General features: G+C 51.4%; 23 protein-coding genes and 1 tRNA gene. 7 read left to right on the top strand and 17 right to left on the bottom strand.

The genetic code is table 11. From position 1 onward, the window contains the following. Nucleotides 1–246 precede the first annotated feature (246 nt). On the bottom strand, nucleotides 247–2652 hold the full coding sequence (lon, locus tag ACXAFI_RS06145; RefSeq protein ID WP_444919388.1) for an endopeptidase La: 2406 nt from the start codon (nucleotides 2650–2652) through the stop codon (nucleotides 247–249). A 43-nt stretch (nucleotides 2653–2695) separates the two neighbouring features. Here lon and ACXAFI_RS06140 point away from each other — a divergent pair, with 43 nt between their 5' ends. Further along, on the top strand, nucleotides 2696–2878 hold the full coding sequence (locus ACXAFI_RS06140; protein ID WP_475108079.1) for a hypothetical protein: 183 nt from the start codon (nucleotides 2696–2698) through the stop codon (nucleotides 2876–2878). Between the two features lie 50 nt (nucleotides 2879–2928). Here the strand turns inward: ACXAFI_RS06140 and clpX are convergent, their stop codons facing one another. The 8 genes from clpX to ACXAFI_RS06100 form a co-directional block, all read right to left on the bottom strand. Next, on the bottom strand, nucleotides 2929–4215 hold the full coding sequence (gene clpX / locus ACXAFI_RS06135) for an ATP-dependent Clp protease ATP-binding subunit ClpX (RefSeq protein ID WP_152454089.1): 1287 nt from the start codon (nucleotides 4213–4215) through the stop codon (nucleotides 2929–2931). A gap of 160 nt (nucleotides 4216–4375) precedes the next feature. Continuing rightward, entirely contained in the window at nucleotides 4376–5020 is a 645-nt protein-coding gene (gene clpP, locus ACXAFI_RS06130) for an ATP-dependent Clp endopeptidase proteolytic subunit ClpP (protein ID WP_444919390.1), read from the bottom strand. A 188-nt stretch (nucleotides 5021–5208) separates the two neighbouring features. Beyond that, nucleotides 5209–6522: a trigger factor gene (tig, locus tag ACXAFI_RS06125; protein WP_475108078.1), complete on the bottom strand. Its 1314-nt coding sequence runs from the start codon at nucleotides 6520–6522 to the stop codon at nucleotides 5209–5211. A gap of 190 nt (nucleotides 6523–6712) precedes the next feature. Beyond that, a tRNA-Leu gene (locus tag ACXAFI_RS06120) sits at nucleotides 6713–6797 on the bottom strand. A 171-nt stretch (nucleotides 6798–6968) separates the two neighbouring features. After that, entirely contained in the window at nucleotides 6969–8144 is a 1176-nt protein-coding gene (fadA, locus tag ACXAFI_RS06115) for an acetyl-CoA C-acyltransferase FadA (RefSeq protein WP_475108077.1), read from the bottom strand. A gap of 11 nt (nucleotides 8145–8155) precedes the next feature. Continuing rightward, a complete protein-coding gene (gene fadB / locus ACXAFI_RS06110; protein ID WP_475108076.1) occupies nucleotides 8156–10312 on the bottom strand; it encodes a fatty acid oxidation complex subunit alpha FadB in 2157 nt (718 codons plus the stop codon). A 238-nt stretch (nucleotides 10313–10550) separates the two neighbouring features. Further along, nucleotides 10551–11213 (bottom strand): helix-turn-helix domain-containing protein, encoded by a 663-nt coding sequence (locus ACXAFI_RS06105; RefSeq protein WP_475108075.1) that lies wholly within the window; start codon nucleotides 11211–11213, stop codon nucleotides 10551–10553. 89 nt (nucleotides 11214–11302) lie between these two features. Beyond that, nucleotides 11303–13156 carry a beta-ketoacyl synthase gene (locus ACXAFI_RS06100; RefSeq protein WP_475108074.1) on the bottom strand — a complete coding sequence of 618 codons (1854 nt, stop codon included), beginning with the start codon at nucleotides 13154–13156 and terminating at the stop codon, nucleotides 11303–11305. A gap of 137 nt (nucleotides 13157–13293) precedes the next feature. Between ACXAFI_RS06100 and ACXAFI_RS06095 the strand changes: the two genes are divergently transcribed. Further along, nucleotides 13294–14280: a GlxA family transcriptional regulator gene (locus ACXAFI_RS06095; protein ID WP_444919396.1), complete on the top strand. Its 987-nt coding sequence runs from the start codon at nucleotides 13294–13296 to the stop codon at nucleotides 14278–14280. Here ACXAFI_RS06095 and ACXAFI_RS06090 read toward each other — a convergent pair. Further along, entirely contained in the window at nucleotides 14260–14745 is a 486-nt protein-coding gene (locus tag ACXAFI_RS06090) for a class I SAM-dependent methyltransferase (RefSeq protein WP_475108073.1), read from the bottom strand. The genes ACXAFI_RS06095 and ACXAFI_RS06090 overlap by 21 nt on opposite strands. Before the next feature lie 169 nt (nucleotides 14746–14914). After that, nucleotides 14915–15406 carry an Hsp20 family protein gene (locus tag ACXAFI_RS06085; RefSeq protein ID WP_152454098.1) on the bottom strand — a complete coding sequence of 164 codons (492 nt, stop codon included), beginning with the start codon at nucleotides 15404–15406 and terminating at the stop codon, nucleotides 14915–14917. 145 nt (nucleotides 15407–15551) lie between these two features. Here ACXAFI_RS06085 and thpR point away from each other — a divergent pair, with 145 nt between their 5' ends. Further along, nucleotides 15552–16136 (top strand): RNA 2',3'-cyclic phosphodiesterase, encoded by a 585-nt coding sequence (gene thpR, locus ACXAFI_RS06080; protein ID WP_475108072.1) that lies wholly within the window; start codon nucleotides 15552–15554, stop codon nucleotides 16134–16136. A 47-nt stretch (nucleotides 16137–16183) separates the two neighbouring features. On the opposite strand, the gene ACXAFI_RS06075 is transcribed toward thpR, so the two are convergent. Continuing rightward, complete coding sequence (locus tag ACXAFI_RS06075; protein WP_475108071.1) at nucleotides 16184–17182, bottom strand: coiled-coil domain-containing protein; 999 nt, start codon at nucleotides 17180–17182, stop codon at nucleotides 16184–16186. A gap of 486 nt (nucleotides 17183–17668) precedes the next feature. Here ACXAFI_RS06075 and ACXAFI_RS06070 point away from each other — a divergent pair, with 486 nt between their 5' ends. Next, the gene (locus tag ACXAFI_RS06070; protein WP_152454101.1) at nucleotides 17669–18022 is read left to right on the top strand and encodes an HPF/RaiA family ribosome-associated protein; all 354 of its coding nucleotides are present in this window, start codon (nucleotides 17669–17671) and stop codon (nucleotides 18020–18022) included. A gap of 122 nt (nucleotides 18023–18144) precedes the next feature. Here ACXAFI_RS06070 and gorA read toward each other — a convergent pair whose 3' ends face one another. Continuing rightward, nucleotides 18145–19503 carry a glutathione-disulfide reductase gene (gene gorA / locus ACXAFI_RS06065; RefSeq protein WP_475108070.1) on the bottom strand — a complete coding sequence of 453 codons (1359 nt, stop codon included), beginning with the start codon at nucleotides 19501–19503 and terminating at the stop codon, nucleotides 18145–18147. A gap of 229 nt (nucleotides 19504–19732) precedes the next feature. Between gorA and ACXAFI_RS06060 the strand changes: the two genes are divergently transcribed. Then, nucleotides 19733–20245 (top strand): hypothetical protein, encoded by a 513-nt coding sequence (locus ACXAFI_RS06060; protein ID WP_475108069.1) that lies wholly within the window; start codon nucleotides 19733–19735, stop codon nucleotides 20243–20245. 62 nt (nucleotides 20246–20307) lie between these two features. Here the strand turns inward: ACXAFI_RS06060 and ACXAFI_RS06055 are convergent, their stop codons facing one another. The 4 genes from ACXAFI_RS06055 to ACXAFI_RS06040 form a co-directional block, all read right to left on the bottom strand. Further along, complete coding sequence (locus ACXAFI_RS06055) at nucleotides 20308–21444, bottom strand: TIGR01620 family protein (protein ID WP_475108068.1); 1137 nt, start codon at nucleotides 21442–21444, stop codon at nucleotides 20308–20310. Further along, nucleotides 21444–22913 carry a YcjX family protein gene (locus tag ACXAFI_RS06050; protein ID WP_475108067.1) on the bottom strand — a complete coding sequence of 490 codons (1470 nt, stop codon included), beginning with the start codon at nucleotides 22911–22913 and terminating at the stop codon, nucleotides 21444–21446. Before ACXAFI_RS06050 ends, ACXAFI_RS06055 begins: the two co-directional genes overlap by 1 nt. Nucleotides 22914–23019: 106 nt before the next feature. Then, nucleotides 23020–23829, bottom strand: a complete 810-nt coding sequence (locus ACXAFI_RS06045; protein WP_475108066.1) for a GIN domain-containing protein — start codon at nucleotides 23827–23829, stop codon at nucleotides 23020–23022. A 134-nt stretch (nucleotides 23830–23963) separates the two neighbouring features. After that, on the bottom strand, nucleotides 23964–24386 hold the full coding sequence (locus ACXAFI_RS06040) for an HIT family protein (protein WP_152454107.1): 423 nt from the start codon (nucleotides 24384–24386) through the stop codon (nucleotides 23964–23966). Nucleotides 24387–24722: 336 nt separating this feature from the next. Here ACXAFI_RS06040 and ACXAFI_RS06035 point away from each other — a divergent pair, with 336 nt between their 5' ends. Next, nucleotides 24723–25082 (top strand): globin family protein, encoded by a 360-nt coding sequence (locus ACXAFI_RS06035; RefSeq protein ID WP_152454108.1) that lies wholly within the window; start codon nucleotides 24723–24725, stop codon nucleotides 25080–25082. Nucleotides 25083–25212: 130 nt separating this feature from the next. Then, on the top strand, nucleotides 25213–25677 hold the full coding sequence (locus ACXAFI_RS06030; RefSeq protein WP_152454109.1) for an FKBP-type peptidyl-prolyl cis-trans isomerase: 465 nt from the start codon (nucleotides 25213–25215) through the stop codon (nucleotides 25675–25677). The last annotated feature ends 36 nt before the right edge of the window (nucleotides 25678–25713 follow it).

The following is a 25713-nucleotide window of genomic DNA, read 5'->3' as shown; positions in this document are numbered from 1 at the left end:
TCTGTTCTTTTAAATATGTTTAGGGCTTACCCTCAGGCAAGGTATCCCTACTCGTAATTTTCTAACCACCGACAATTTTAGCGCCGGCCAATAAGGCCCGTTTTATACCAACTGCCCGGTAGCGGGTCAAGGAACCATGCGGGTTTCCGGCCGACAGGACAAAACTCAGGCAGCAAAAATCAACTTTGTGGTTAGGTTTTGGTCTTGTAAATTGTTACGGGGTGACAAGTGTCACCCCGAATGTGATCAATGGGTTTGGATAGATCTTTGTGAGCGCTCTTCCGCCTGCTTTTGCAAGGCAGAATATTCCTCATCAGAGAGAGACTCGGGCTTGTGTTCAAGCGCCAACTCAAGCACTTGGTCGATCCATTTAACCGGTTTCACAACGAGATCCTGAAGAATATTGTCAGGAATATCTTTCAGGTCCCGCTCGTTATCAGCAGGAATCAGTACAGTTTTTATACCGCCTCGATGCGCTGCCAATAACTTCTCTTTGAGACCCCCAATTCGTAAAACTTCTCCCCGCAGGGTGATTTCTCCTGTCATGGCCACATCCGAACGAACCGGAATATTGGTCAACACGGAAACCAGTGCCGTGCACATGGCGATACCTGCAGAGGGCCCATCTTTTGGCGTCGCCCCTTCCGGAACATGAATATGAATATCCCGGGTTTCATGGAAATCGGGTCCGATGCCGAGAGCCTGGGAGCGCGAACGCACCACCGTCAGGGCCGCTTGGATAGACTCCTGCATCACATCGCCCAGCGAACCGGTTTTGATCATTCGACCCTTACCAGGTACCGCAGAGGCCTCAATGTTGAGTAGCTCACCGCCAACTTCTGTCCAGGCTAGGCCCGTAACAATCCCAATTTTGTTCTCTTCCTCGGCACGACCAAAGTCGAATTTGCGTACACCCAGCAACTCTTCCAGTTGCTCAGGCTGAACGACAGCCTTTTGGTCAGACGGGTTGCGCACATGTTCGGTGACGACCTTGCGGCAAACTTTGGCAATTTCACGGTCGAGCCCCCGCACACCCGCTTCACGGGTGTAATAACGTACGATATCGCGAATTGTCTGGTCCGAAAGCTCCAACTCATCCTCTTTCAAACCATTCGCTTTACGCTGCTTTGGTACCAAATAGCGCTGAGCAATGTTGAGCTTTTCATCCTCGGTATAACCGGGGATACGGATAACTTCCATGCGGTCCAGCAAGGGGCCAGGAATGTTCATAGAGTTTGAAGTACACACGAACATCACATCGGAAAGGTCGTAATCTACTTCGAGGTAGTGATCATTAAACGTCTTGTTTTGCTCTGGATCCAACACCTCAAGCAGGGCTGAAGCGGGATCGCCGCGCTGATCCATCCCCATTTTGTCGACCTCATCGAGCAAAAATAGGGGGTTTTTAACACCGACTTTGGAAATCTTCTGCACCAGCTTACCTGGTAAAGAACCAATATAAGTACGACGGTGACCGCGAATTTCCGCTTCATCGCGCACCCCGCCAAGAGCCATACGCACATACTGGCGGTTGGTCGCGCGGGCGATAGACTGCCCAAGTGAGGTCTTACCAACCCCGGGAGGCCCGACTAAACACAGGATCGGCCCCTTAACCTTTTTCACACGTTTTTGTACAGCAAGATATTCGAGAATGCGCTCTTTCACCTCTTCCAGGCCATAGTGCTCCTTCTCGAGAATCTCCTCGGCTTTCTTCAGGTCATGCCGCACGCGGCTCGCCTTTTTCCAGGGGAGACTCAACATCCAGTCGATGTAGCTTCGCAATACCGAGGCTTCTGCCGACATGGGCGACATCATCTTCAGCTTGGCAAGCTCGGCTCGGGTTTTCTTCTCCGCTTCAGCGGACATCCCCGAGTCGGCAATCTTATTTTCCAGCTCTTCAATTTCATTGGGCTCTTCAGTAATTTCACCCAACTCCTTTTGAATCGCCTTCATCTGCTCATTGAGATAGTACTCGCGCTGGCTTTTCTCCATCTGCTTCTTCACGCGGCCGCGAATACGCTTTTCTACCTGTATCAGGTCGATCTCAGAGTCCATCAGGCCCAGCAAATGCTCTAAACGCTCTTTTACATTGGAAGTTTCCAGCAGCTCCTGCTTCTGAGCCAGCTCCAGGGACATATGTGCGGAGATGGTATCTGCCAACCGCCCAGGCTCATCAATGCCAGACAAAGAAGTAATTACCTCGTTAGGCACCTTTTTGCTGATGGAGACATACTGTTCAAACTGTGACATTACCGAGCGAACCAAGGCTTCTGCCTCGCCCTCGGACAACTCAGTGGTCTCAATAGGCTCAACGGTAGCCTCGAAGTGGTTGTCATGCTCGGCAACATCAAGGATGTTGACCCTTTCCCCCCCCTCCACTAGCACTTTCACAGTGCCATCTGGAAGTTTGAGAAGTTGCAGAACACTCGCAATGGTGCCAACGCGATAGATGTCCTCGGCGCCAGGATCATCTTCCGATGCTCTTCTCTGGGCTACGAGTAGAACTTGCTTATCCCTGCGCATGGCCTCTTCCAGAGCCTCAATGGATTTTTCCCTGCCGACAAACAGCGGAATCACCATGTGGGGGTAAACAACAACATCGCGCAATGGCAACAACGGATATTCAAGTTTGGTGTCGGATGACTGATCCATAGAACTCCTCTCGGCCCTATCACTGGGTATTTGGCGCGGCATCATGCTGCTGTTGGATAATGACAGCTTAATTTGGGCCACCGCCCTTCAGTTGCTAGAGATGGGGGGGGAGAGCCCGGAATACAAGTCTAATCTCGCGACCAATTTGTGCCGACTTCAACTGAATACTGGCAAGCCGCTGGCGCTCAAACATGACAGACAGGCAAAAAAAGAAACTTTTAGATAACAATCAGCTATAAAAAAAGCCCCACAAGTGGGGCTTTTCAATAAGGAAGGTTATTCCTCTGGCGCAGCCTTCTGTGGCTGGCTTTCGCTCTCATAGACCAGTAGAGGAGCTGACTCTCCTTTGATGACCGCCTCATCAATAACGACTTTAGCAACATCATCTGAAGAAGGGATGTCATACATGGTTTCCAGTAGCACCGACTCCATAATAGAGCGGAGGCCACGGGCACCCGTTTTACGCTCCATCGCTTTGGTTGCCACTGCGTCCAAGGCATCTGGACGGAAATCCAGCTCTACATCTTCCATTTCGAAAAGCTTTGCATACTGCTTGGTCAGAGCATTTCGCGGCTCGGTGAGAATCTGCACCAAGGCCTCTCGATCGAGCTCCTCCAGTGTCGCAGTCACCGGCAGGCGGCCCACGAACTCAGGAATAAGCCCGTAGCGGACCAGGTCTTCTGGCTCAAGGTCCCGCAGAACCTCACCAAAGTTGCTGGTGCCATCCTTGGATTTCACCTCGGCACTAAAGCCAATCCCACCTTTCTCTGAGCGATCGCGGATTACCTTATCCAGGCCTGCGAAGGCACCACCACAGATAAACAGGATGTTGGAGGTATCCACCTGCAGAAATTCCTGCTGTGGGTGTTTCCGGCCACCCTGGGGCGGAACAGAAGCCACGGTACCTTCGATCAGCTTAAGCAGTGCCTGCTGTACGCCCTCTCCAGAGACATCCCGGGTAATGGAGGGGTTGTCAGATTTGCGAGAAATTTTGTCAATCTCGTCGATGTAGACAATTCCCTGCTGAGCCTTCTCGACATCGTAGTCACATTTTTGCAGCAGCTTTTGGATGATATTTTCTACATCCTCACCGACATAGCCAGCCTCTGTAAGAGTGGTCGCATCGGCAATGGTAAAGGGCACATTGAGCAGTCGAGCAAGGGTTTCTGCCAGCAGGGTTTTACCGCTACCAGTAGGCCCCACAAGGAGAATATTGGACTTGCTCAGTTCAACTTCATCTTTCCCTTTAACACCGGCTTTGCTGCGCAGGCGCTTATAGTGGTTATAAACCGCAACCGCCAGTACGCGCTTGGCTCTCTCCTGACCAATCACATACTGATCGAGAATCTCAGTGATTTCTCGCGGCGTGGGTAGACGCCCTTCAGGGCCCTCCGCAGTCTCCTGGACCTCTTCGCGAATGATATCGGTGCAAAGCTCGACACATTCGTCGCAGATAAAGACTGACGGCCCAGCGATCAGCTTCCGCACTTCCTGCTGGCTTTTGCCACAGAAAGAGCAGTACAGCAATTTGCCGCTGTCTTCTCCGCTGCTTTTGTCGGTCATCAAAATACTCCGTGGTCACTGGCCTACCAGGCCCTTTAATTCAGCTATTACAGCAAGATGCTGTCTTTTGGCGTATTTTTCAAGTCCCTCTAACTGAGAAAAGACTCACAAAGAACCGAAGTTCTAATTCCACGCCTTTAGCAAAATAATTTCGTTAAAACTATGACTTTTCCAGGGCCTGACGTCTGGAAAGCACATCATCCACAAGACCATATTCCTTCGCCTCATCGGCACTCAAGAAATGATCGCGCTCAGTATCTCTCTCAATATCACTGACCGGACGGCCGGAGTGGTGAGCCATCAGTTCATTCAGACGATGGCGGATCTTGAGAATTTCCTGCGCATGGATATGAATGTCACTGGCCTGCCCCTGGGCGCCGCCACTGGGCTGATGAATCATTACCCGGGAGTTGGGAGTGGCAAACCGCTTCCCTTCCGCTCCCGCAGTCAGCAGAAAGGCGCCCATGCTGCAAGCCTGACCGATGCACATAGTACTTACATCGGGCTTGATGAACTGCATGGTGTCATAAATGGACATACCTGCAGTCACAGATCCACCGGGAGAGTTGATGTAGAGGTGAATGTCTTTATCTGGGTTTTCAGCTTCGAGAAACAGCAGCTGGGCCACTACCAAGTTGGCCATATGGTCTTCAACGGGACCAACCAGGAAAATAACCCTCTCCTTTAATAGGCGAGAGTAGATATCAAAAGAGCGCTCACCCCTGGCGGTTTGCTCCACCACCATGGGTACCAAACCAGTCGCCAGGGTTTCGATTGAGGCTTGGGGATAATCAATTCGTGCCATAGGTACCATTGCTTCCTTTTGTGGCGTGTTCGGCAGGCCAGCATACAAGCGCTTGGCGCCCGTGCTGAAAAATTAGGTTTTCAGAGCTTAACCGGTCAGGCGGGATAAAGCCAGCCGGTAAAAAGGAAGGAGATGCAACGACGCCCGACTGAAGAGGGCGCCAATGCATTCTTGTGAGACAGGGATAATTAGCTCTGCTTCTGCGGCTTGATAACGTCGTCGTAAGTGCTTTCAACTTCTTCGACTTTTGCAGATTTAAGAACAAAATCCACAACCTGATCTTCCAGAACTACAGATTCAACTCCTGAGAGCAACTCACGGTTGTTGTAGTAGTATTCAACTACCTCTTCAGGCTGCTGGTAGGTTGAGGCAAGCTCTTCAACCTTAGCTTTCACCAGGTCAGCGTCTACTAACAGCTCGTTCTTTTTAACAATCTCACCAACAACGAGACCGAGAACTACACGGCGCTTAGCCTGCTCTTCGAACATAGTGTCTGGCAGCATGCGCTCAGCATCTTCAGCCTTAATCTGACCACCAAACTGCTGGATCATTTGTCCACGCAGAGTGCGAACCTCACCGGCAACCAGAGCAGAAGGCAGCTCGACCGGGTGTTTCTCGAACAGCTGGTCCATTACCTGGGTTTTTACTTTATTCAGCGCAGCATTTTTCAGCTCGCGCTCCATGTTGTTGCGAACTTCCTCACGGAACTTCTCTTCTCCACCCTCTTGAACTCCGTAAGCGGCGAAGAACTCTTCATTCAGCTCAGGCAGCTCAGGTTTCTCGGAGGAGGTTACCTTAATGTTGAAGGTTACCGCAGCACCACGCAGCTCTTCAGCTTGATAGTCTTCCGGGAAAGTCAGGTCCAGGTCTTTTTCTTCACCTGGCTTCATACCCAGAATACCCTCTTCAAAGCCGGGGATCATCTGGCCTGAACCGAGAACCAGCTGGTGACCTTCCGCTTTTCCACCCTCAAACTCTTCGCCATCTTTACGGCCAACGAAGTTGATGGTAACTCGGTCACCTTTCTGCGCCTTGCGCTTGGTGTCCTTCCAGGAAGACTGCTGCTTGCGCAGCACATCGATCATATTCTCAACATCGGCATCGGTAACAGTGGCAACCGGACGCTCTACACTGAGCTCTGCCAGGTCGGCCAACTCAACCTCAGGGTAAACTTCAAAAGTAGCGACATATTCAAGGTTTTCACCAGCCGCAGTCTGCTTGGCCTCAATGCTCGGCTGACCAGCGGGCTTAACCTGCTCCTGCTGTACAGCGTCGTAGAAAGAGCGGCTCATTACCTCGCCAAGCACTTCCTGGCGAACGCCGGCACCAAAACGCTGGCGCACAACCTTCATTGGCACCTTGCCCTTGCGGAAGCCATTGACGCGAACAGTCTTCGCCGCCTGCTGCAGACGCTTGTCCACCTCTTTATCGACGATTTCCGCCGGCAAATTAACCGTTAAGCGACGCTCCAAGCCGGAAGTAGTTTCGATGGAAACCTGCATGTTTATCCTCGTGAGACTATCTCTTTAATCGCGCCGCAGCGCCAACGAATACCGGGCCACCGGGACTTAGCCAGTAACCTCATGGGCACAGCCATCAAAACCACATAGAACTTTGAGCTGACGCCAAATGCACAAGAAGCCCGCACCCACCCCTCCAGGGCAAGTCACACGGACTTCTAGGCTTTTAATTTGGTGGGGACGGGGAGACTCGAACTCCCACACCTTTCGGCACCAGAACCTAAATCTGGCGTGTCTACCAATTTCACCACGTCCCCGAAATTCTCTTGCCGCTAACCCTTTGATAAATATAGGGTTTCAGTCCTTAAAAGACCTCATCGCGACAAGGGGTGCAGATTGTGCCACAGCATTTTGAAGGCATCAACACTTTACTGAAAAAATTAAAAAAGGCGCCACAAGGGCGCCTTTTTTGAGGTGGCAGCTAGGAGTTAAACCCGCTCCACAATAGTGGTAATACCCTGCCCCAAGCCGATACACATGGTGGAAACACCCAGGTTTCCACCCTCGTTTTGCATAACGCTCAGCAAGGTGCCAGTGATACGCACACCGGAACAACCAAATGGGTGGCCTAAAGCAATTGCACCGCCATAAAGATTGACCTTCTCGTCCATCTTGTCGAGCAGATCGAGATCTTTCAGTACCGGCAGCGCTTGAGCGGCAAAGGCCTCATTCAGCTCAACCTTGTCGATATCACCAATAGTCAGGCCTGCATTCTTAAGCGCCTTCTTGGTAGAGGGCACCGGGCCGTAACCCATAATGGAGGGGTCAACACCAGCCAGAGACATTTCCTTCACGCGAGCGATCGGGGTCATACCCAAAGCCTGAGCGCGCTCGGCAGACATTACTAACATGACGGAAGCGCCATCGGTAATCTGCGAAGATGTACCTGCAGTAACTTGACCGTGCTTTGGATCAAATGCCGGTCTCAGCTGAGCCAGGCCTTCCACAGTGGTATCTGGACGGATGGTTTGATCCGTCTCAACCAGGAAAGGTACGCCATCATCATCGTGACCTTCAATGGCGATAATCTCGCGATTGAACTTGCCCGCTTTGGTAGCTTCTGCGGCACGGTGGTGGGAACGCGCACCAAACTCATCCATCTGCTGACGCTGGATGCCGTGCATCATCGCCAGGTATTCAGCAGTCATACCCATGGAGCCAGCGGCCTTGGCCATATAGCGGCCCAGCATTGGGTTGGGGCTGACGTGCTCCATCATGTTCAGGTGGCCCATGTGCTCAACACCACCCACCACATATACATCGCCAACACCGGCCTGGATATTGGCTGCAGCGGTGTGCAGGGAAGACATGGAGGAACCACACAAACGGTTAACGGTCTGAGCCGGAATGGTATGCGGCAGGCCTGCGCGCAACAGAATAAAGCGCGCTACGTTAAAGCCCTGCTCATCGCGCTGCATTACACAGCCCCAGATCAAGTCATCGATCTCAGCGGGATCCAGCTTGTCATTGCGCTGCATGAATTTTTTCAGCAGCTCAGCAGACATGTCGTCGGCACGAACATGGCGGTATACACCATTCTTCGAGCGACCCATCGCCGTACGCGCGTAGTCGACGATTACGGCATCTCTAGGATTTAAACTCATCGCTATTCTCCTTACTTATTGCCGTAGTAGGTTTTGCCACTTGCGGCCATTTCACGCATGCGATCGGTCGGCTTGTACAGCTCGCCCAGGTCGGCGTACTTATCGGCAATCTTCACGAACTCATCCAGGCCAATGCTATCCAGCCATGCGAAGATTCCACCGCGGAACGGAGGGAAACCGATGCCGTAGATCAGGGCCATATCGGCTTCAGCCGGGGAATCAACGATACCCTCTTCCAAGCAGCGAGCCAGCTCGGTTGCCATAGGCACCATCATGCGCTCGATAATTTCATCCTTTTCGAACTCGCGGCGCTCAGCAACATGCGGCTTGAGCAGCTCGTAGGACTCTTCGGTAGCCACTTTCTTCGGGCGACCTTTTTTATCTTGCTCGTAGTTATAGAAGCCTTTGTCGTTCTTCTGACCGTAGCGGCCTGCTTCATACATAACATCGGAAGCGGCGGTGAAGGTTTTGCCCATGCGATCGGGGAAGCCTTCAGCCATTACACTCTCTGCGTGAACGCCGGTGTCGATACCTACAACGTCCATCAGGTAGGCGGGACCCATCGGCCAACCCCAGCGTTCCATAACCTTGTCAACGGCCTGGAAGTCAGCACCATCGCGCACCAACATAGAGAAGCCGGCAAAGTATGGGAAAAGAACGCGGTTAACTAGGAACCCAGGGCAGTCGCGCACAACAATGGCTTTTTTGCCCATCTTGTTCGCGTAGGCAACAACGCGAGCCACAGCGGTGTCGGAAGTTTTCTCACCGCGAATCACCTCAACCAGCGGCATTTTATGCACAGGGTTAAAGAAGTGCATGCCGAGGAAGTTTTCCGGACGGGACAGCGGCTCGGCCAGGTGATTAATGGAGATAGTCGAGGTATTAGAGGCGATTACAGTGTCTTCGCTTACCTTGGTCTCCACTTCCTTCAATACTGCGTGCTTCACCTTGGGATTTTCAACCACGGCTTCCACAACAACATCGATATCTTTGAAGCCATCGTAGCTCAAGGTAGGCTCAATGCGGTTGAGCACTTCACCCATTTTAACGGGGGTCAGGCGCTTGCGATCAACCAACTTGGACAGCAGTTTGTTCGCCTCATTCAGACCAAGATCGATACCCTTCTGATCGATATCCTTCATCTTGATCGGAGTACCTTTATAGGCGGACTGGTAGGCGATACCACCACCCATAATGCCGGCACCCAATACTGCCGCACGCTCGATCGGCTTGTCGGCTTTCTTTTCCCAACCCTTGGCAACCTTGCTGATCGCCTGGTCTGCCAGGAACAGGCCTACCAGGGACTTGGCAGTGCCGGTTTGGGCGCAGAAGATAAACTTCTCTTGCTCGATTTTCAGCGCTTCATCGCGGGTCAGCTTGTAACCCTGCTCGATAGACTCAACCGCAGCTACCGGAGATGGATAGTTTTTACCAGCCTGCTGGCCCACAAAAGCCTTGGTGGTAAAGAAGGCCATCAGCGCTTCGGTGTCATTCAAAGGAATCGGAGATTTCTTGATCTCACGAACGGCCTTATAGTCCAGCTCGCCATTGATGGCGCGTTCAAGCAGTTTGATAGCCGCATCTTTGAGCTTGTCGGTGGGAACCACAGCATCAACGGCGTGAGCTTCCAGCGCGGCAGCTGGCTTTTGCTCCTTACCCGCTGCAATCCACTCAGCAGCTACGTCAACGCCAACAACACGCGGCAGGCGAACGGTGCCGCCCCAGCCTGGAATCAGGCCCAGTTTAACTTCCGGAAGACCAACTTTGGCCTCTTCGCCCATCAGGCGGAAGTCACAACCCAAGCAAACCTCAAAACCGCCACCGAGAGCATAACCATTGATGGCTACGGCAGTCGGGACCGGCAGGTCTTCCAAGCGGTTGATATTTTCATTGTTCTGATTCATCAGATCAGCAACACCCTCTGCGCCTGCAGAGAAAGCATCGCCAAACTCGGTGATATCTGCACCGACTATAAAGACGCTCTTGCCACTGGTCAGCAGTACACCTTTGATGCCGTCTGCTGCCTCTATAGCATCCAGAGCCTGAGAGAATTCGGAAACCGTCTGGCGGTTGAACTTGTTGACGGATTCGCCTTGCAGGTCGAATTTAAGCTCGGCGATGCCGTTATCCAGCACCTGAACCGTGAGCGCTTTGCCACTAAATAACATTGATTGACCTCTTTTATTCTGGGCCGCAATCCTGGACCCGGGGTCGGAATTTTTTTGCAACCATGGACCGCCCGCAACTGCGGTGACACTTGGGCCCATTACGGTCAGCCGTAGTATAGCCAGATTCAAACGATTGTTTGAATACTATTTCTTCCAAAAGGACTGGCACCAATAGCGCCAAAGTACAGAAAACAACCAGTAACATCTCACCGGCCAGGCCGGGCCAGTCTAACGCGGATTAATCTGCCTGTTCAGCCCCGTGGCGCGATTCACCCTGTATTGCAAGCTCCTGTTGAACTTGCACTGGTAAGGGGGCCATATGGGGTTGAGATGTTGTCACAGCACTGATAACCACACAGTCAGTACCCCCGGGATTGCGGAAGCGATGAGGACGCCGCGCGCTGAAATAATAACCATCACCCACCTCTAGCAAGGCGAAATCCGATCCCGCGGCAACTTCCAGCTCTCCGGCAATCACAATCCCCCCCACCTCTCCATCGAGAAGCTGTTGGTCAGGCCCAGAATCTTGCCCAGCGGGAAATACTTTGCGAAGAATTGACATGGAGCGCCCCTGCTGAGCACCACCGAGCAGATGACAGAGAACCCGGCCATCACCAATTTCCGGCATTTCACTGGCACGAAAGAAAATCTGCTCTGATTCGGCAAGATTCAAAGAGAAAAACTCAGCCAAGGACATAGGCACGCTATTCAATATTTTTTCAAGCGACCCCACAGATGGACTCACCCTGCCCTGTTCAATAAAGGACACGGTGGCATTGGTAACACCAGCTTGCCGCGCTAATTGCCGCTGGGAAATTCCATGAATTTTTCGCACCAGTTTCAGCCGGGCGCCAAGATCCCCGGCTTCGTTGACTTCACCACAAACATCCATGTCTGCCATTGAATTTTCCATTTAGTTAACAGCCAATAGGCGTTTTTATCACATCCCGCAATCCAAAAGAAAAACAAAACGGCAACGGCTTCCGGTACTTATTCAGTCATATCGGCAAACGGGTTATTAACATCAAGCTCTACCGGAGGAAAACCGGGGAGGACAACTTTATCGACAGCAAGGTCTATTTGATCCTCATCTATAAGCCCCTCACCAAAACGATAAATAGTTTGCAATTCCCCTTTGCTCGCCTTCACGTCGTAAGCCACTGCCTGCTCAACAACAGATTCATTTTTTCTATGGTGAGTGAGCATCGCTTTTTCCCCATAGCGTTTTTCCAGCATGTTGCGAGTCACATGAGGAGAGAGCACTGCTGCAGTCGCATTATTGCCGCCAAAACCTTTAGAGTTCAGAAAAGCGAGATCCAGAGATGTGGGATCCCTTTCCACATGCTCGCAAGAGATCTGTAAGTTGTCCTGATGGACGTCGTCGGCCACTTTGTCAATTGTGACGATACCCGGCAATATCCCCCGGTTAAAAATTCCCAGCGCGGAAATTAACTGATCTCCACTGGCCACTGCCACCGTGTGGCCGACATAGGCTTTAACTGCACATACAGGCCATTCCCGCACACCAAAAACACCAGCCAAGCGATCGAGAATTGCGGACTCTGTCACTCGATTTTGCGGCGTGCTTGACCCGTGGGCCTGCACAAAGCTGCGCCTCTTCAGGCTCTCGTCCCCGACAATAGCTCTCGACTCTGCCATCGCTCGGGCCATCGTCAGATAGTTTCCAGGCCCCGGAGCGGAGATCGATTTCTTATATCCATCGGCATTGATGTAAACACCCGCAACTGAGCCATGAATATTCGCCCCCAGCTCAATGGCAAGAGTATCGTCCATAAGGATCGCCCACTGAGTGCCCTCTCCCAGGGTAAAACCACAGTTTTCCCCAAATGGACGACTGGTGCGACGAAAATCCACATCACCCGAAAAGATTTTTCGCAAGTTTTCAGTCGTGGCGAGCGCGCCCATAGTGGAATAACCATCGACAATCTCAGGCACAAGAGGCGCCTCAGTGGCTCCAACTACAGCCACCCTAGCCCGGCCGCTACGAATATCCTCAACCCCGGCCCGCAAATTATATAAATAACTGGCGCAGGCTCCGGTCACCGCTCCGGTAGACCCCACATTGCCCAGCACATAGGCATTCACGAAATCTGCGGGCATGCTATTTAAACCAAGCGCCAGCTGCTTGGAGCTTACCCGTGAGCCCCGCAGGCGGGACTGCATCAGTCCCCCATTGCCATAGGGGTCGAGCTGGCTCATGGCTGAAGAGGCATAGACAGAAATATTGCCGGGGCCCGCCGCAGCAACAACCTCATCCCAACCAATCCCCATAGAGAGAACTGCATCAGAGGCACCCAAAACCGCCAGTTGCAATCCCCGTGGGTGAAAGCGGGAGTTGTAGCGCTCACCTGGCTCAAAGCCTGTGGGAAGCTGGCCAGCCGCCCCTACAGGAATCTCGCGAAAGCTGTCCAACATGACAGACAGGCTCGTCGTGGTTACACGCACTCTGCCGCTGCCAATAGTTTCTACTTGCCAGTCGCCCGGTAAGGGGTGGGGTAATTGACGGGTGGAAATCTCAAAAGAGATACCGGTGGGGTTAGCCAAATTCGCCGCCTGGTGATAATGACAGCGGTGGTAATCGTAAATACGCGCTTCCAGCTCACGCACCAAGGTACCCTTGAGTACCTTCTCCTCAAGTCCCGGCTCCAACGGGCCTGTGGTACCGGTGCGCAACCCCATTAGCGCGGCGAGATCGGAGAGGGTATCAACCCGCTCTCTCTGCCCAAGCTTATCGAACACCATTCTGGCATAGCCGCGGTGAAAGGAGCTTCGTCCTGCAGGGTTGAAACCACCAAACGCGGTAATTACGGGAAGGCGCTGCATCCTGACCTCCAGCCAAGCTAAACACTACAAATTTAATATTCGGGAGTGTAGGGGGTGGCGATTCCGCCCAGTTATGGGCATACTGGCCAGCAAAATTGAGTGTTTTGGCCAATGGCGCATATGCGCCTGAGTATGTAATGCGAACGGTTACCTTTCTTCTGATTGATCAAATGCTGGCTACCGGCACTGTACTACCCCTAGAGATGTTACGCGGGGCCGAGAGCCGTGCCCGTGTGGAAGGACTGGCCGAGCCCTTGCGCTTGGTGACAGCAAGCATCGACGGGCAAGCTGTAAAAACCCGCTGCGGCTTTACCTTTCAACCCGATGTGCCTTTGGATGAAGCACCAGACAGCGATCTAATCTATATCCCGGCACTTTGGCGTAACCCTCGACCAGCCTTGAAACGCAGCGGAAAGCTCTTAAAGTGGCTGAGGGCCCAAGCCGAAGGCGGGGCTGCCATCAATGCAGTGGGCACAGGTGTCTGCTTTCTGGCCGAAGCGGGATTGCTCGATGGCAAGCCCGCCACTACCCACTGGCATTATTTCGACCAGTTCAGCTCTGACTATCCCAAGGTCAAATTGAAGCGCCAGTATTTTATCACTCAGGCTGATAAGCTTTTTTGCGCGGCCAGTGTGAATGCCCTGGCAGATGTCACCGTCCATATGATCAGGCAACTCTATGGGGCAGCTGTTGCCAGTCACGTTGAACGTAATTTTTCCCATGAGATTCGCAGGCCTTTTGAGGAAATTGCCTATTCCGAAGGCGCTGTTCACCTGCATCCAGACGAAGATATTGTCCAAGCCCAAGCGTGGCTGAAAGAGCACTGTAATACTGAGGTAAGACTTAGTGAAGTGGCACAAATGTTCGATATGAGCGTACGCTCTTTCAACCGGCGCTTTAAATTGGCCACAGGACAGACACCACTGCAATATCTACAGAATGTACGCGTAGACATGGCCCGGGAATTACTGCAGTCCAGTAATCTATCAGTAAATGAAATCGCTGAAAAAGTCGGCTACCAGGATATGGGCCACTTCACTGCCTTGTTCAAAAAGTTTCTAGCCACTACACCAAGTGAATACCGAGCCACTGTCAGGGCCAAACTATTCCGGGTGAACACCTGATTTTTTTAAGAAAATCACGTCGTTATCCACAAACATCAGTTCAGCACCTAATTTCCGCGCCAACCACCGGAAGGTTTCAGCACTAAAAAAGGAAATATGTGTTGGGTCGCGGATATAGTGCCAGTTGGCAAATCGCTCTGGAGAAATGACCAACTTAGTCATCAGTGCCAAAACGCCACCAACACGTAATTGCACCCATAGCTTTGACAGTTCATCGCCCGGAGAGCTCAAGTGCTCTATTACCTCTGTCGACACGATAAAATCGTAGATTTTTTCGGAGGAGCGGCTTGCAGGAAAGTAAAAATGATCAAACAGTTCAACCTTATGACCATGCCCCTCTAAAATACTCGCCAACAATGGAGCAGGCCCACAACCAAAATCCATTCCCTCACTAGCAGGCGGAAGCATTTTTAAAAGTGGGCTGGCACAACGGCTAAGGAAACGACGATAACCTTCATCTTCCATAGAGTTTTCATGAAGGTCGTAAAAGGCATGCTCCTCAGCTGCAGTGAGATGATACTCAGAAGGGACAAATACCAAATCGCAGCTATTACATTGGTAATAACTGCGAAACTTATCTCGATGGTAGAGCTGTGCCGCACTATGGCGGCACAGAGGACAAGAAAGGAACAACTTAAGCGGCTACCGTATCAGGTTTTTTTCCTGCCTCGGCTTTTTCAGTCCGATCGTGATTTAGTAAATTACCTTCACTAATCTGGATTTTTCGAGGCTTCATCGCCTCGGGTATTTCTCGCACCAGCTCAATATGGAGCAAGCCATTAGCAAGCTTTGCATCGGTCACCTTAACGTGATCTGCGAGCTGGAAGCGCCGCTCAAAATTTCTCGCTGCGATACCGCGGTGCAGGAAATTTCTCTGCGAGGTATCTTCAGGCTTTTTACTACTTACACTCAAGCGATTTTGCTCAACCTGAATATCTAGTTCAGACTGCTCAAACCCCGCCACAGCCATTGTGATTCTGTAGCTGTCCTCACCGGTAAGCTCTATATCATAGGGAGGATAGGAGGGTTGCTTCTGCTCGCTGGAGTTCATCGCATCCAACAGACTAGCCATACGATCAAAGCCGATTGCAGAACGGTATAAGGGAGAAAAATCAAAATTACGCATTGTTATATCCTCAATTCAGAGCAATATTAAATTTAGCTCGCCAATAAGCCCGAGCCTTTCCCGCGGGGCGCTTTCATTCAAAGCCACCGCCCGCACTCAATAAATATGGTTTACAAACTACTTTTCAAGGCGATTAAGAGGAAAAATGCAAAAAAAAGAAAGTTTGTCGGAGCAATCAACTTGTCGACTATTTATTGGCATACGACCTGACGATGCTTCGCAAGTATTCCTAGAGGGCATAACCGATCTTTGCCGTGAGCAGCTCAAAGGAATTAGTGCCAGTCACATTCGCTGGGCTAGCCCCGCTAACCGGCACCTAACCCTGGCTTTTCTGGGAGACACCCAAAAAGAAAAGGTCCCACACCTGAAGCAAGGAATTATTGAGCTCGCACATTCCGTGAAAAGCTTCCAAAGCAGCATTCACTCTCTTAACCCGTTCCCTAGACCGCAATCCAGCTGTCTTGCTATAGAATTGTTACCAAATCCTTACCTGACTGCGCTCAATGAGAAGTGCCAACAACTTATTAGTGAATTAGGTATGGAGCCAGAAAGTAAGCCATATCGGCCACATATCACTCTGGCGCGATGTAAAAAGGGATTTCGACAACTTGCACCACTTAGCTTGGACTTCCCCTTTCTGGCTAAAAATATCATTCTCTACCAGAGCACCCCCCAAGTAGAGCAAAGTCATTACCATCCCTTGCTGGAAGTGAATCTTTACGCTGAATAGCCTGCCACAACCACAAAAAAGCCCGCACAGGGCGGGCTTACGAAATACTATTTAAGAGCATCTAAAGCGTACTCTGGATACATCACCAACCGGGGTCGGGATAAGCGGCGCGCATCAAAGACAAAGACATAGCGCTCACCATCATCTTCGGCAGGAATTGTACGGCGAAACTTCCAGGTATTGATTTTGTAGGTCTGCCGACCCGCCTCAACCGTTGCGACCAGGCGATATTGATTTTTTCCCAGAAACTCAAAAGACTGGTACTCACCACCAGATGGTTTTAGAACTAAGTTACGGAAAGTCTGCTTGTTTTCTCCCTCTTTATCGGAGAGCAAATCGTTTAAACGCTTCTGTTCACGCTTAACGTAAGCAAGTAACTCGGGGTCGATCTCCTTTTTGAGGACTGGGGCTGGTTCCGGCTCTTCCTGCCGCTTTTGGGGCTTCTCAATTGCAGCCGTCTTCAATTTAGGCGGCTTTGGCTTCGCCTCTTCGGCTTTAGCGCGCCTTGCTAAGGCCGCACGTCTTTCGGATGCTTCGGCCTTGGCCAACATAGTGTCCACCACTTGGCCAATTTTATCCTGCTGATCAGAGATCTTTGCCTTGGTTTCAGCAATTACCTTTTTCTCTTCGTCCAGTCTAGCCAGCAACTCCTGATGGTTGGTTTGAATAAACTCCAATCGGCGACTGCGGCTGTCCACGCCCCGTTCGGCCATGGCAAAACCGTGCTTGGCCTTGGTTAGACGGCGCTCTGAATCCGAGGTTCCATTGGATTCATGAATCCGGCGCGCCTCCTCAAGTTCAACACGGCTCGCTTCATACTCCTTGCGAAGCTCAGTGAGAGACTCCCGTGCACGCTCGAGCTTATATTCATAGGAGAGCAGTTCGTTCTCAATATCTTCCAGCTCAACCTGCCTGTTTTCCAGGGACTGCTCCAGGCGTGCCAGTCGGTTTTTTTCCACTGTGAGGTTTGACTGCGCCTGCGCTGCCACCCCGCCAAAAACTACCAAGCCCGCCAGGAAGAGCGAGCAATACCGCTTTACCGCCATTGTCCAGAACCCGTTTTTCGATTTTTCGACATTCGTAAGATAAAAATGCGGAGGTTAAATTTTGTTCAAAACATTCAAGCCCCCTGCCCATTACGGCCAATTTTACGCAGGCCAGCGCTCGCGAGCAATGACCTCGCGTCCACCTCTTGTACCCATTTTGTTAAAAAATCCCTAAAAACTAAGAGTCAAAGACGCTCTAATGACGCTTCGCCGAATTTTATGTGACATTTTCTAGCGATAGCGCTTGATTTTTTTTTTAGCGGAAGCATTATGGGTAACAGGGAGACGATCGCTGGACACAGCGGAAAACCCGACCCGGACGTAAAACACCCAGAGCTGTACAGACAGCAATTATTCGTTGCGCTACCGGCGACTCGGCGATTCAACTGCGGACCCGACCCCTCCCAACTAGGGCGCCCTACCTTCTTTGAATAGCAAACCGCTCAAGCGGCCTGCATGGTTTCCTATAACCGGAGGTATTTATCCATGAAATCTGCGCCTAACGATAACATTGTGTTCCGCGATATCGACAAATCAGCCGCCCTCTCAAACACGGTATCTAAAAAGTTACACAAACTGGAACGTTATTGTGGCGACATCATACATAGTCGTGTAGTTCTGGAAGCTCCCCACCAACACAAAAGCAAAGGCAAGCAATACAAGGCCTCACTTGAACTTGCTATTAGTGGCAATCCCGTGACCATCAGTAATGAAAATGAGTCCATCCACCGGGCCGTGAATGACACATTTGCCTCCGCCGAACGCTGCCTGAAAGAACGCAGCGAGCGCAGAAAAGCGCAGCGCCATCAGGCGCTTTACGAAGTAGTTGAGGAAGAGTAAGGGAGATTAATCCCGCAAAGACAAAAACGGCGCATTTGCGCCGTTTTTGCGTCAATCTGGGGGTAAAGAACTATGTGGATCTGCATTCCAAACGACTTTAAACGTAAGATACGGAAGTAAAATCAACCGCCTACTGGTGTACGCATGGTGACAAATTCTTCTGCGGCCGTTGGGTGAATTCCGATAGTCTCATCAAAGACTCTCTTGGTCGCACCCGCCTTCAGAGCCACAGCCAAGCCCTGGATAATCTCACCGGCATCATCACCTACCATATGCACGCCAATCACCTTGTCGGTATCGGCATCGACCACCAGCTTCATCAGTGTGCGCTCAGTATTTCCACTCACGGTATGGCGCATGGGGCGAAACTCCGACTTGTAGACAGTAACCGAAACCCCAGAGTCTCTCGCCTCTTCTTCGGACAGCCCCACAGTACCAATGTTTGGCTGGCAAAATACTGCAGTAGGAATATTGTTGTAATCAATTTCTGCTGTCTTTCCGGTACGCCAATGCTTCACTAGAGCCATCGCTTCTGCAAGGGCCACGGGAGTCAACTGCGGTTCACCAGTAACATCTCCGAGGGCATAAATAGAGTGAATGTTAGTACGGAAATTATCATCTACTGAAATAGTGCCATCTCTGTGCAGTACCACCCCCTGCTCTTTCAAACCAAGACCTTCGGTATTGGCAACCCTGCCCGTCGCATAGAGAACCATATCCACATTCAAACTGGAGCCGTCCTCGGCATGTACTAGGAAGCTGCCATCCTGCAATTTTTCAATGGCGCTCACTTGATGGTTAAATTTCAAATCGATATTTTTCTTCACCATCTCATCGCGAACAAAGTGGCGAATATCACGATCAAAGCCCCGAAGGAATAAATCACGGCGGTAGGAAAGATGTGCTTCAGCTCCCAATCCCGCAAAGATACCCGCAAACTCAACGGCGATATACCCCCCGCCAACAACAAGTACTCTACTGGGGAAAGTTTCCATTGCGAATACATCGTTGGAGGTTAAGATGAATTCTTTGCCGGGAATTTCTGGGACAAAAGGCCAACCGCCTGTCGACACCAAAATTCTCTGGGCAGTATATTCACGGCCATTCACCAAGACAGTATTGGGGCCTATCACTTTGGCACGCCCATCAATGACAGTCACATCAGAATTTGCGAGCAAATTGCGGTAAATATCGTTGAGCCGGGACACTTCACGAGCATTATTCTCACGCAAAGTTGGCCAGTGGAATTCAGCGGAAGAGCTTTCCCAGCCATAAGCCTTAGCATCGGTAAAATCCTCACTAAAACCACTGGCATAAACGAATAATTTTTTGGGGACGCAACCCACGTTTACGCAGGTGCCCCCCATATAGCGATCTTCAGCCACTGCCACCTTCATTCCTTGCGCAGCGGCCATGCGCGAGGCTCGTACACCACCTGAGCCCGCCCCAATCACAAAAAGGTCAAATTCATATTCAGCCAAAGTAAACCTCAGTCTCTAATTTCAATCCCAGATAAAGCCTATAGCAGACAGCTCTCACAACACACCTTTTGCGTCAGAGCTGCCATTCTGTACTTAATAACCGTTGACTCCTTTTGGCCGCTTCGATATTCATGTGATAACTATCACAAAAAATACCTCGTCAAACAAAGTGTTAAAACAACCGAGCGGGTTTGGCGGATAGAATAACAGTCACTGGAAAGAGTAACCCATGGGCAAGACAATGAACTCTCCTTCTTTAGCCATTCTCAAAACATTGGGACTTTTGTCTTTGCTAATCACAAGCAACCCAAGCAATGCCAATACCCACCCCGCTTACCTCACTGAAAATTACTGTGACAGCGTGGTGGAGCAATTTGTAGGGTCAGGCATGCGCAGCTTGGACAAGTACGTGAATGAGCACTTCAATCCGGAGTATAAAGGCGGTATTCGCAATACCATCCGTTTTCTAGAGCAGCGTCTAGAGTGGCTAAATGAGTGCAATGCCTATTTGGTAGATACCAATAGCACCTACGTTTTCTATAGCCAGGATGACACTCAAAATATCTTTTCGGCGATCACTGAGTTAACCCGGGAACTGCAACACGTGCGCTCTGGTGTCGAATACCGGGACGATGCCGGAAATAACAACCCTACCCCCTTTATCAAGCGCCGCTTTGCCACACTGGCAGAACTGGTTGATCGCCACCATACGCGCTTACTTATGAAAAAGCAGTTCCAATAAGACTCTGCCACAGTTCACCACAAACTCTCGGCCCGCAACCCTTGCGGGCCCCTCCGGCAAGTTCAACGCTTTCGTGAAAACTTCTCTCCAGACTTAGTGGGCGTATGCGCACCCCGACTGCCAAACCCAACCACAGAGAAAACTTCTGGCATACGCTCCTTTAACCCGATGCCAATGCGCTTTATTAATGCAGATAAGCGCGGGCGCTGCTTTTCAGCAAAGGGGATAGGCCTACAGCTTTGCATGGCGGCGAGCCCGATCCGCGCCATAAACAGGCTTGCGCCTACACCCTGCCCGAGGCGCGCGGAAACTGTACCAGCCAGACTGTCTCCCACCAAGTCTGGCCACACCTCACTGATAGCGTATTCACTGGCACCACTATAGGCCACCAATGCGAGGACCTTCTTGAAAAGGCGCCAACGCACCACAATCGATGGCTGCACACCATAAATTTGAGCTACGTCGTCAATCATTCGTAACGACTGGCGCAGAGCTACCAGAATATCGATACTGGCAAAAGGACTGAGGCCCACCAATGCACCCGTTGTCGTTGCATGGCGAACCACACGGCGCTGCGCCTCTTGGTCAAGAGCATTGAGGAAGGTGACTTCAAGGTGCTGCAGTAACTCACTGCTATCATAGTAATCCGGTGCGTCGTCCAATACTCGGTTAAGCAGCACCCCTTGAGGCTTCGCCGAGAAATGCTCTTGCAACTGCCGACGGAAAGATTCCGCCTCCTCATGACTGCGGCATTCCCGCATTTCAGCCGCCATGGCCTGTGTTTTTTGCAGCTTGCGCAGCGGCTGCCCAGCACGGAAAAACTCCCACAGAGCGCTGATAATTACAGCGGCGAAGCTTACAATCACTACACCGGCGAGAATACCGAGCCCCCAGTGTTTATCCGCGGCCCAGGTATATAACTGGCGCAATTCCCAAGCGAGGACAGCCACTATTAATGCAACAGATGAGAGCAGTGCCGGCTTTAACCATTTAAGGCGAAAAACAGGCAAGCGCAGTTCCGAGAAGGCAATCCTATCGGGTAGAGATTCTCCTGTAGTGATAGATCTTGGAATGTCCCCCTCCTCTTCGTGTAGGCTTTCTACACGGGTTGTATCCCTGTGAGGAGTGTCTCTCTCTGGCTCCTGTAAAGACTCTATTCGGGTTACTCGGCGTGGCGCCTCTTTATTCTCATCGCCCATCAGACCTTATCTCCAAGCAGCAAATTCAAGAGCGCATCGACACGGATATGTGGAATGGAGCCGGCATCCATCCCCTGCGGAGGGAGCAACTGGGGCGGAGCGGCATCGGTGTAATGACTCCAGCCGCCCTCTTCACTAGGAAGATGCGAAGATATCTCGGCATTCTCAAAACCCAGATAACGCCCATTAAGATCATGCCCCACCAGCATGCGCCGACCATTGCGCTGATCCTCGCGGGAGCAACGTACGGCGGCAATCGCTTCACTAAAAATTGGTAAACCGCGGTGACGCGCTCCGGTAAATGTCTGCTGCAATTGTTGCCCCAGTAGCTGACGCAGGGCGTCGTGATCGGCAGCGAGCACCTGATCAACCTTGGTAGCGGCAAATAACAGACGATTCACCTTTGGTCGCCATAATTTGCTCAGCAAGCCGGACTCTCCGTAGCGAAAGGTATCGGCAATATGGGTAAACGCCAGGCGCATATCCTCCAGGGCCTGCTCGCCGGCAAACAGGGTTCCGATCATATCCACCAGTACCAATTGACGGTCGAGATGCTTGAAGTGACTCTCCAAAAAAGGGGCCACCCTTTCATGTACATAGGTTTCATAATGGCGACGCAGAACCTGGTAATTACTGCTCTCAGGCAACTGCCTCAATTCATCGGCGCTAAAGCCCCTGAGGTCCAGCAGGGGTAAGACACGGTATTCTTCATCATCCAAAAGCGCGCGCCCTGGCTGCAGATAGCTGAGTTTGCGCTCACCACGACAATCCAAGAGAAACTGGCGATAGTCTCGCCACAAGGCTGTTAGCTCAGACTCCTTTGCTTCAGCCTGAGGAGAAAGCGCAGCCAAACGCTGCAGCAGCTCCGGCGCCAACCCTGCGCGCGTGTCGCCTCCAATGACATGGGCCTGATGCCGGCACCAATCGCGAAAATCCATTCGCATCATCGGCAGGTCCATTAACCACTCACCCGGATAGTCCCGCAGCTCCAGAATCAGGGTCTTGTGCCCACTGCCACGAAAACGGCGGTGGCGTCTAAGATGAATATGCAATTCCATTGCCGAAACATCGCGGGTACTCTGCGGCCACCTGGGCGGGTTTGACATCAAGGCATTCAGGCAGCTTTCATAATCAAATACTGGCAGGCCGGAATCGAGGGCAGGCTTTAACTCCGCGCCCAGTAAGTCTCCGTTTAGTGCAGGGGCAAAACCGGGCAACTGCGCTTTCTGTGGGTGGCTCAGCTGATAAATGAGACTGGTGAGCAGGGTCGACTTACCCGCACCACTCAAGCCCGTCACCCCCACACAGACACGGCGATCCATGAGGCGCTCGGCAACCCAATGAGATTTTTCCTGTGCCCCCCGCCCCCAGTGGCGCAGTTTTTCCTTGAGGCGTCGACTGCGTTTATCTCTTTGATCTGAAGGGTCTTCCAGGCTCACCTGCCCAATCCCTGTCACCTGCGATTCCATGGGGAGTTCACTTCCAAAATAGAAAATTAGGCCGAAGAAAATGAGGCCCTAAAAAGGTGGGCACTGTCTCATAGACAGTGCCAGCTATGAAGTTTGACAGCGGGGGTTAGTCTACCAGTGCAACGTCGCCCGATCCCATTACGGAAAAAGAATCTTTCTGCGGGCGCTTGAGGACGATATCCCCGGACCCCATCACAGAACCACTGGCGTTATCTGCACGCAAGCTACGGCCAACAAAGTCACCAGAACCCATGATTCGAATGTTAACGTCGGCTACACGACCGCCAACTCGCATATCCCCCGAGCCCTTGATTTCTGCTGTGAGCTTCTCTCCGGTGATTCCACCAAGGAAAATATCCCCAGAACCACTGATGCCAATTTCACTGCTGACGGACAATGCCTTATCCAGGATCAGATCCCCAGAGCCTGTAACATAAGCGCTGAGATTCTCTGCTGCCGCTTTGGCAACGCGCACGGTGCCAGAGCCTGTGACTTTTAGGTCAAGCGTTTCACTTTCGAGGGTTTCCGCCACAGCTTGGCCGGAACCTGTCACCTCGATTCCCTCAACCTTTGGCATGGTAACCGTGAACTGTACCTTCTGATCCAGGTCCCGGGTAATGGTGATCACACCAAACCAGTTCTGAGTGTTGTCGTCCACAGACAGCTCCAACGTACTGCCTCTCACCTCCGCTTTAGCGTGAGGCATTACATCAGTTGGGCCAGTCGCATTTACGGCAAAATGGTCCCCCTGAATCACTTCAACATGGGAGCTACCCCGCAGGGAAACTCGGGTAAATCCACTGACATCGAAGTTTTTATTTTCCGTTTTTTCAGCCTCAGCGACGGCACTGCTAAGGGCAAAGAAGGCCAGCAGAGCAAACATCGGGGCTAAAAAAGCTTTTCTAGTGGTTGCCATTGTCAAATTCTCATCTTTATCACTGTCACGTATTACTTGACTACCCGAGTATACGAATTGGATGCAGTGCCTCCAGAAAAAATCTGCAGGCACAAAAGGGACTAACCAGTCAGCTTATGAGTCCAGAAAACTCATCAAGCGCACTCCGCCTCCGGACAACCCTGCTGCTTTAGGGCGCTACGGATCTTCTCTGCTTCGGCCGCTAGCTGCTCAGGTGTTGCACTCCTTTGCAAGGAGAAGTCGAAGTCAGTCAGCTCATTGACGGGAATCAGATGAATATGAGTATGTGGTACTTCCAAACCGGCAATCATTACTCCGACGCGCTTAGGGGAATACACTGCCTTCAGTCCTTTGGCGACTTTTTGTGCAACCAACATCAGGTGCGCCGCAAGCTCTGCAGGTACTTCGTCCCAATGATTAATTTCTTCAACCGGGATTACCAGACAATGCCCCGGTTTGATGGGGGAAATGGTCATAATTGCAATCGCTTTTTCATCCCTCCAAATAAAGTGTCCCGGTAAGTCCCCATTCAAAATTTGTGTAAAAATGCTTGCCATAATTCAATCCAATCAGTTGCAATTTTTTATTTGGCTCAATCGTGCAGTCTAACACCTGCCCTGAAAAACTCAGAATAAAGAGATAAAAAACACTAACATAAATAGCGTTTTTTTATTTGGCGTAGTTAAAAGCACGATGGGTAACTACCTGTCGAACAGAATGACAATTTTCTTAACGTACGTTGGCAGTCCAAGAGAATATGACTTACGCTGCACAGCAATTAATGTTGTACCGTATTTGAGCCAATGCATTCTGTGCATTTTTTCTATCACAATATTTTTTCGGCTCTGCGGAATTTTATATTTCAGTACCAACTGCTCACCGGGGGGAGAGATATGAACAGCCTGTTAGAACAGGTCGGTGGTGCTAAATTTGTCTGTCAAACAGTCAATGAATTTTACGAAACCATAGGCCGCCACCTTTCCAGTTACGAAACCTGTGATCACCGCAAACAACAAAGTCGCCAGGCACAATTTCTAAACCACGCCTTCTCTGAACAACCCGAGCCCGACCGCAGTAGTCGCGCCAGTTTTCTAGCCCGCGGTCTGAATCCAGCCCTGTTTGATGCCCTGCTCGAATACCTCGAGGCCCGCTTTGAAGAGCTGGAGTTTCCATGGCAGCTTAGTACAAATCTTATACAGGCAGCGAGCAGTCTTTATGGCGGCTGCGAACAAGACCTCTCCATCGCTTGTTGATACCCCTTGCGCCGCACAAGTTGCGGCGTGTGTAACCTCTCAATACAATTACTTCCTCACAGCCTTTACCTACCGTTTTCCAGCGCAGCGGTAAGCGCTACTTCACTCACTCTTCAATCAGAGACTATCCATGAAGATTGCCAACCACACAGTTGTGGAAATCAACTACACCCTGAAAGATGCAGACGGAACAGTCATCGACTCCTCCGCCAATGGGGAGCCACTCAAGTACCTGCAGGGCGTGGGCAACATCATTCCTGGCCTCGAGCGGGAAATGCTGGAAAAGGCGCCTGGAGACAAGTTCACTGCCGTGATCTCTCCTGAAGAGGGCTACGGTCAACAAAACCCTGAGCTGATCCAAACCATGCCACGCAGTGCCTTTGGCGGCGTAGAAGAGCTGGAGGTCGGTATGGCTTTCCATGCCCAAAGTACCGATGGCCACCCTATCGAAGTCGAAATTATCGATATTGATGGCGATGAAGTCACCATTAATGGCAACCACCCTCTTGCCGGGGTAGAGCTGCACTTTGAGATCGAAGTCATCTCCGTACGCGAAGCGACTGCAGAAGAGATCGACCACGGCCACGTGCACTAAGCCGCTCGGCGGCCCTCTGGGTCGCCAGCTCCTCCC

This window comes from Microbulbifer sp. ABH2_005 (genome assembly GCF_056160005.1).
This window is presented reverse-complemented; position numbering and strand designations above follow the sequence as displayed.

Bases quoted from the DNA above. Each gene is read 5' to 3' on its own strand.
- lon (WP_444919388.1), bottom strand. From the start codon at position 2,652: ATGGATCAGTCATCCGACACCAAACTTGAATATCCGTTGTTGCCATTG.
- ACXAFI_RS06140 (WP_475108079.1), top strand. From the start codon at position 2,696: ATGCTGCTGTTGGATAATGACAGCTTAATTTGGGCCACCGCCCTTCAG.
- clpX (WP_152454089.1), bottom strand. From the start codon at position 4,215: ATGACCGACAAAAGCAGCGGAGAAGACAGCGGCAAATTGCTGTACTGC.
- clpP (WP_444919390.1), bottom strand. From the start codon at position 5,020: ATGGCACGAATTGATTATCCCCAAGCCTCAATCGAAACCCTGGCGACT.
- tig (WP_475108078.1), bottom strand. From the start codon at position 6,522: ATGCAGGTTTCCATCGAAACTACTTCCGGCTTGGAGCGTCGCTTAACG.
- fadA (WP_475108077.1), bottom strand. From the start codon at position 8,144: ATGAGTTTAAATCCTAGAGATGCCGTAATCGTCGACTACGCGCGTACG.
- fadB (WP_475108076.1), bottom strand. From the start codon at position 10,312: ATGTTATTTAGTGGCAAAGCGCTCACGGTTCAGGTGCTGGATAACGGC.
- ACXAFI_RS06105 (WP_475108075.1), bottom strand. From the start codon at position 11,213: ATGGCAGACATGGATGTTTGTGGTGAAGTCAACGAAGCCGGGGATCTT.
- ACXAFI_RS06100 (WP_475108074.1), bottom strand. From the start codon at position 13,156: ATGCAGCGCCTTCCCGTAATTACCGCGTTTGGTGGTTTCAACCCTGCA.
- ACXAFI_RS06095 (WP_444919396.1), top strand. From the start codon at position 13,294: ATGCGAACGGTTACCTTTCTTCTGATTGATCAAATGCTGGCTACCGGC.
- ACXAFI_RS06090 (WP_475108073.1), bottom strand. From the start codon at position 14,745: ATGGAAGATGAAGGTTATCGTCGTTTCCTTAGCCGTTGTGCCAGCCCA.
- ACXAFI_RS06085 (WP_152454098.1), bottom strand. From the start codon at position 15,406: ATGCGTAATTTTGATTTTTCTCCCTTATACCGTTCTGCAATCGGCTTT.
- thpR (WP_475108072.1), top strand. From the start codon at position 15,552: ATGCAAAAAAAAGAAAGTTTGTCGGAGCAATCAACTTGTCGACTATTT.
- ACXAFI_RS06075 (WP_475108071.1), bottom strand. From the start codon at position 17,182: ATGGCGGTAAAGCGGTATTGCTCGCTCTTCCTGGCGGGCTTGGTAGTT.
- ACXAFI_RS06070 (WP_152454101.1), top strand. From the start codon at position 17,669: ATGAAATCTGCGCCTAACGATAACATTGTGTTCCGCGATATCGACAAA.
- ACXAFI_RS06060 (WP_475108069.1), top strand. From the start codon at position 19,733: ATGGGCAAGACAATGAACTCTCCTTCTTTAGCCATTCTCAAAACATTG.
- ACXAFI_RS06055 (WP_475108068.1), bottom strand. From the start codon at position 21,444: ATGGGCGATGAGAATAAAGAGGCGCCACGCCGAGTAACCCGAATAGAG.
- ACXAFI_RS06050 (WP_475108067.1), bottom strand. From the start codon at position 22,913: ATGGAATCGCAGGTGACAGGGATTGGGCAGGTGAGCCTGGAAGACCCT.
- ACXAFI_RS06045 (WP_475108066.1), bottom strand. From the start codon at position 23,829: ATGGCAACCACTAGAAAAGCTTTTTTAGCCCCGATGTTTGCTCTGCTG.
- ACXAFI_RS06040 (WP_152454107.1), bottom strand. From the start codon at position 24,386: ATGGCAAGCATTTTTACACAAATTTTGAATGGGGACTTACCGGGACAC.
- ACXAFI_RS06035 (WP_152454108.1), top strand. From the start codon at position 24,723: ATGAACAGCCTGTTAGAACAGGTCGGTGGTGCTAAATTTGTCTGTCAA.
- ACXAFI_RS06030 (WP_152454109.1), top strand. From the start codon at position 25,213: ATGAAGATTGCCAACCACACAGTTGTGGAAATCAACTACACCCTGAAA.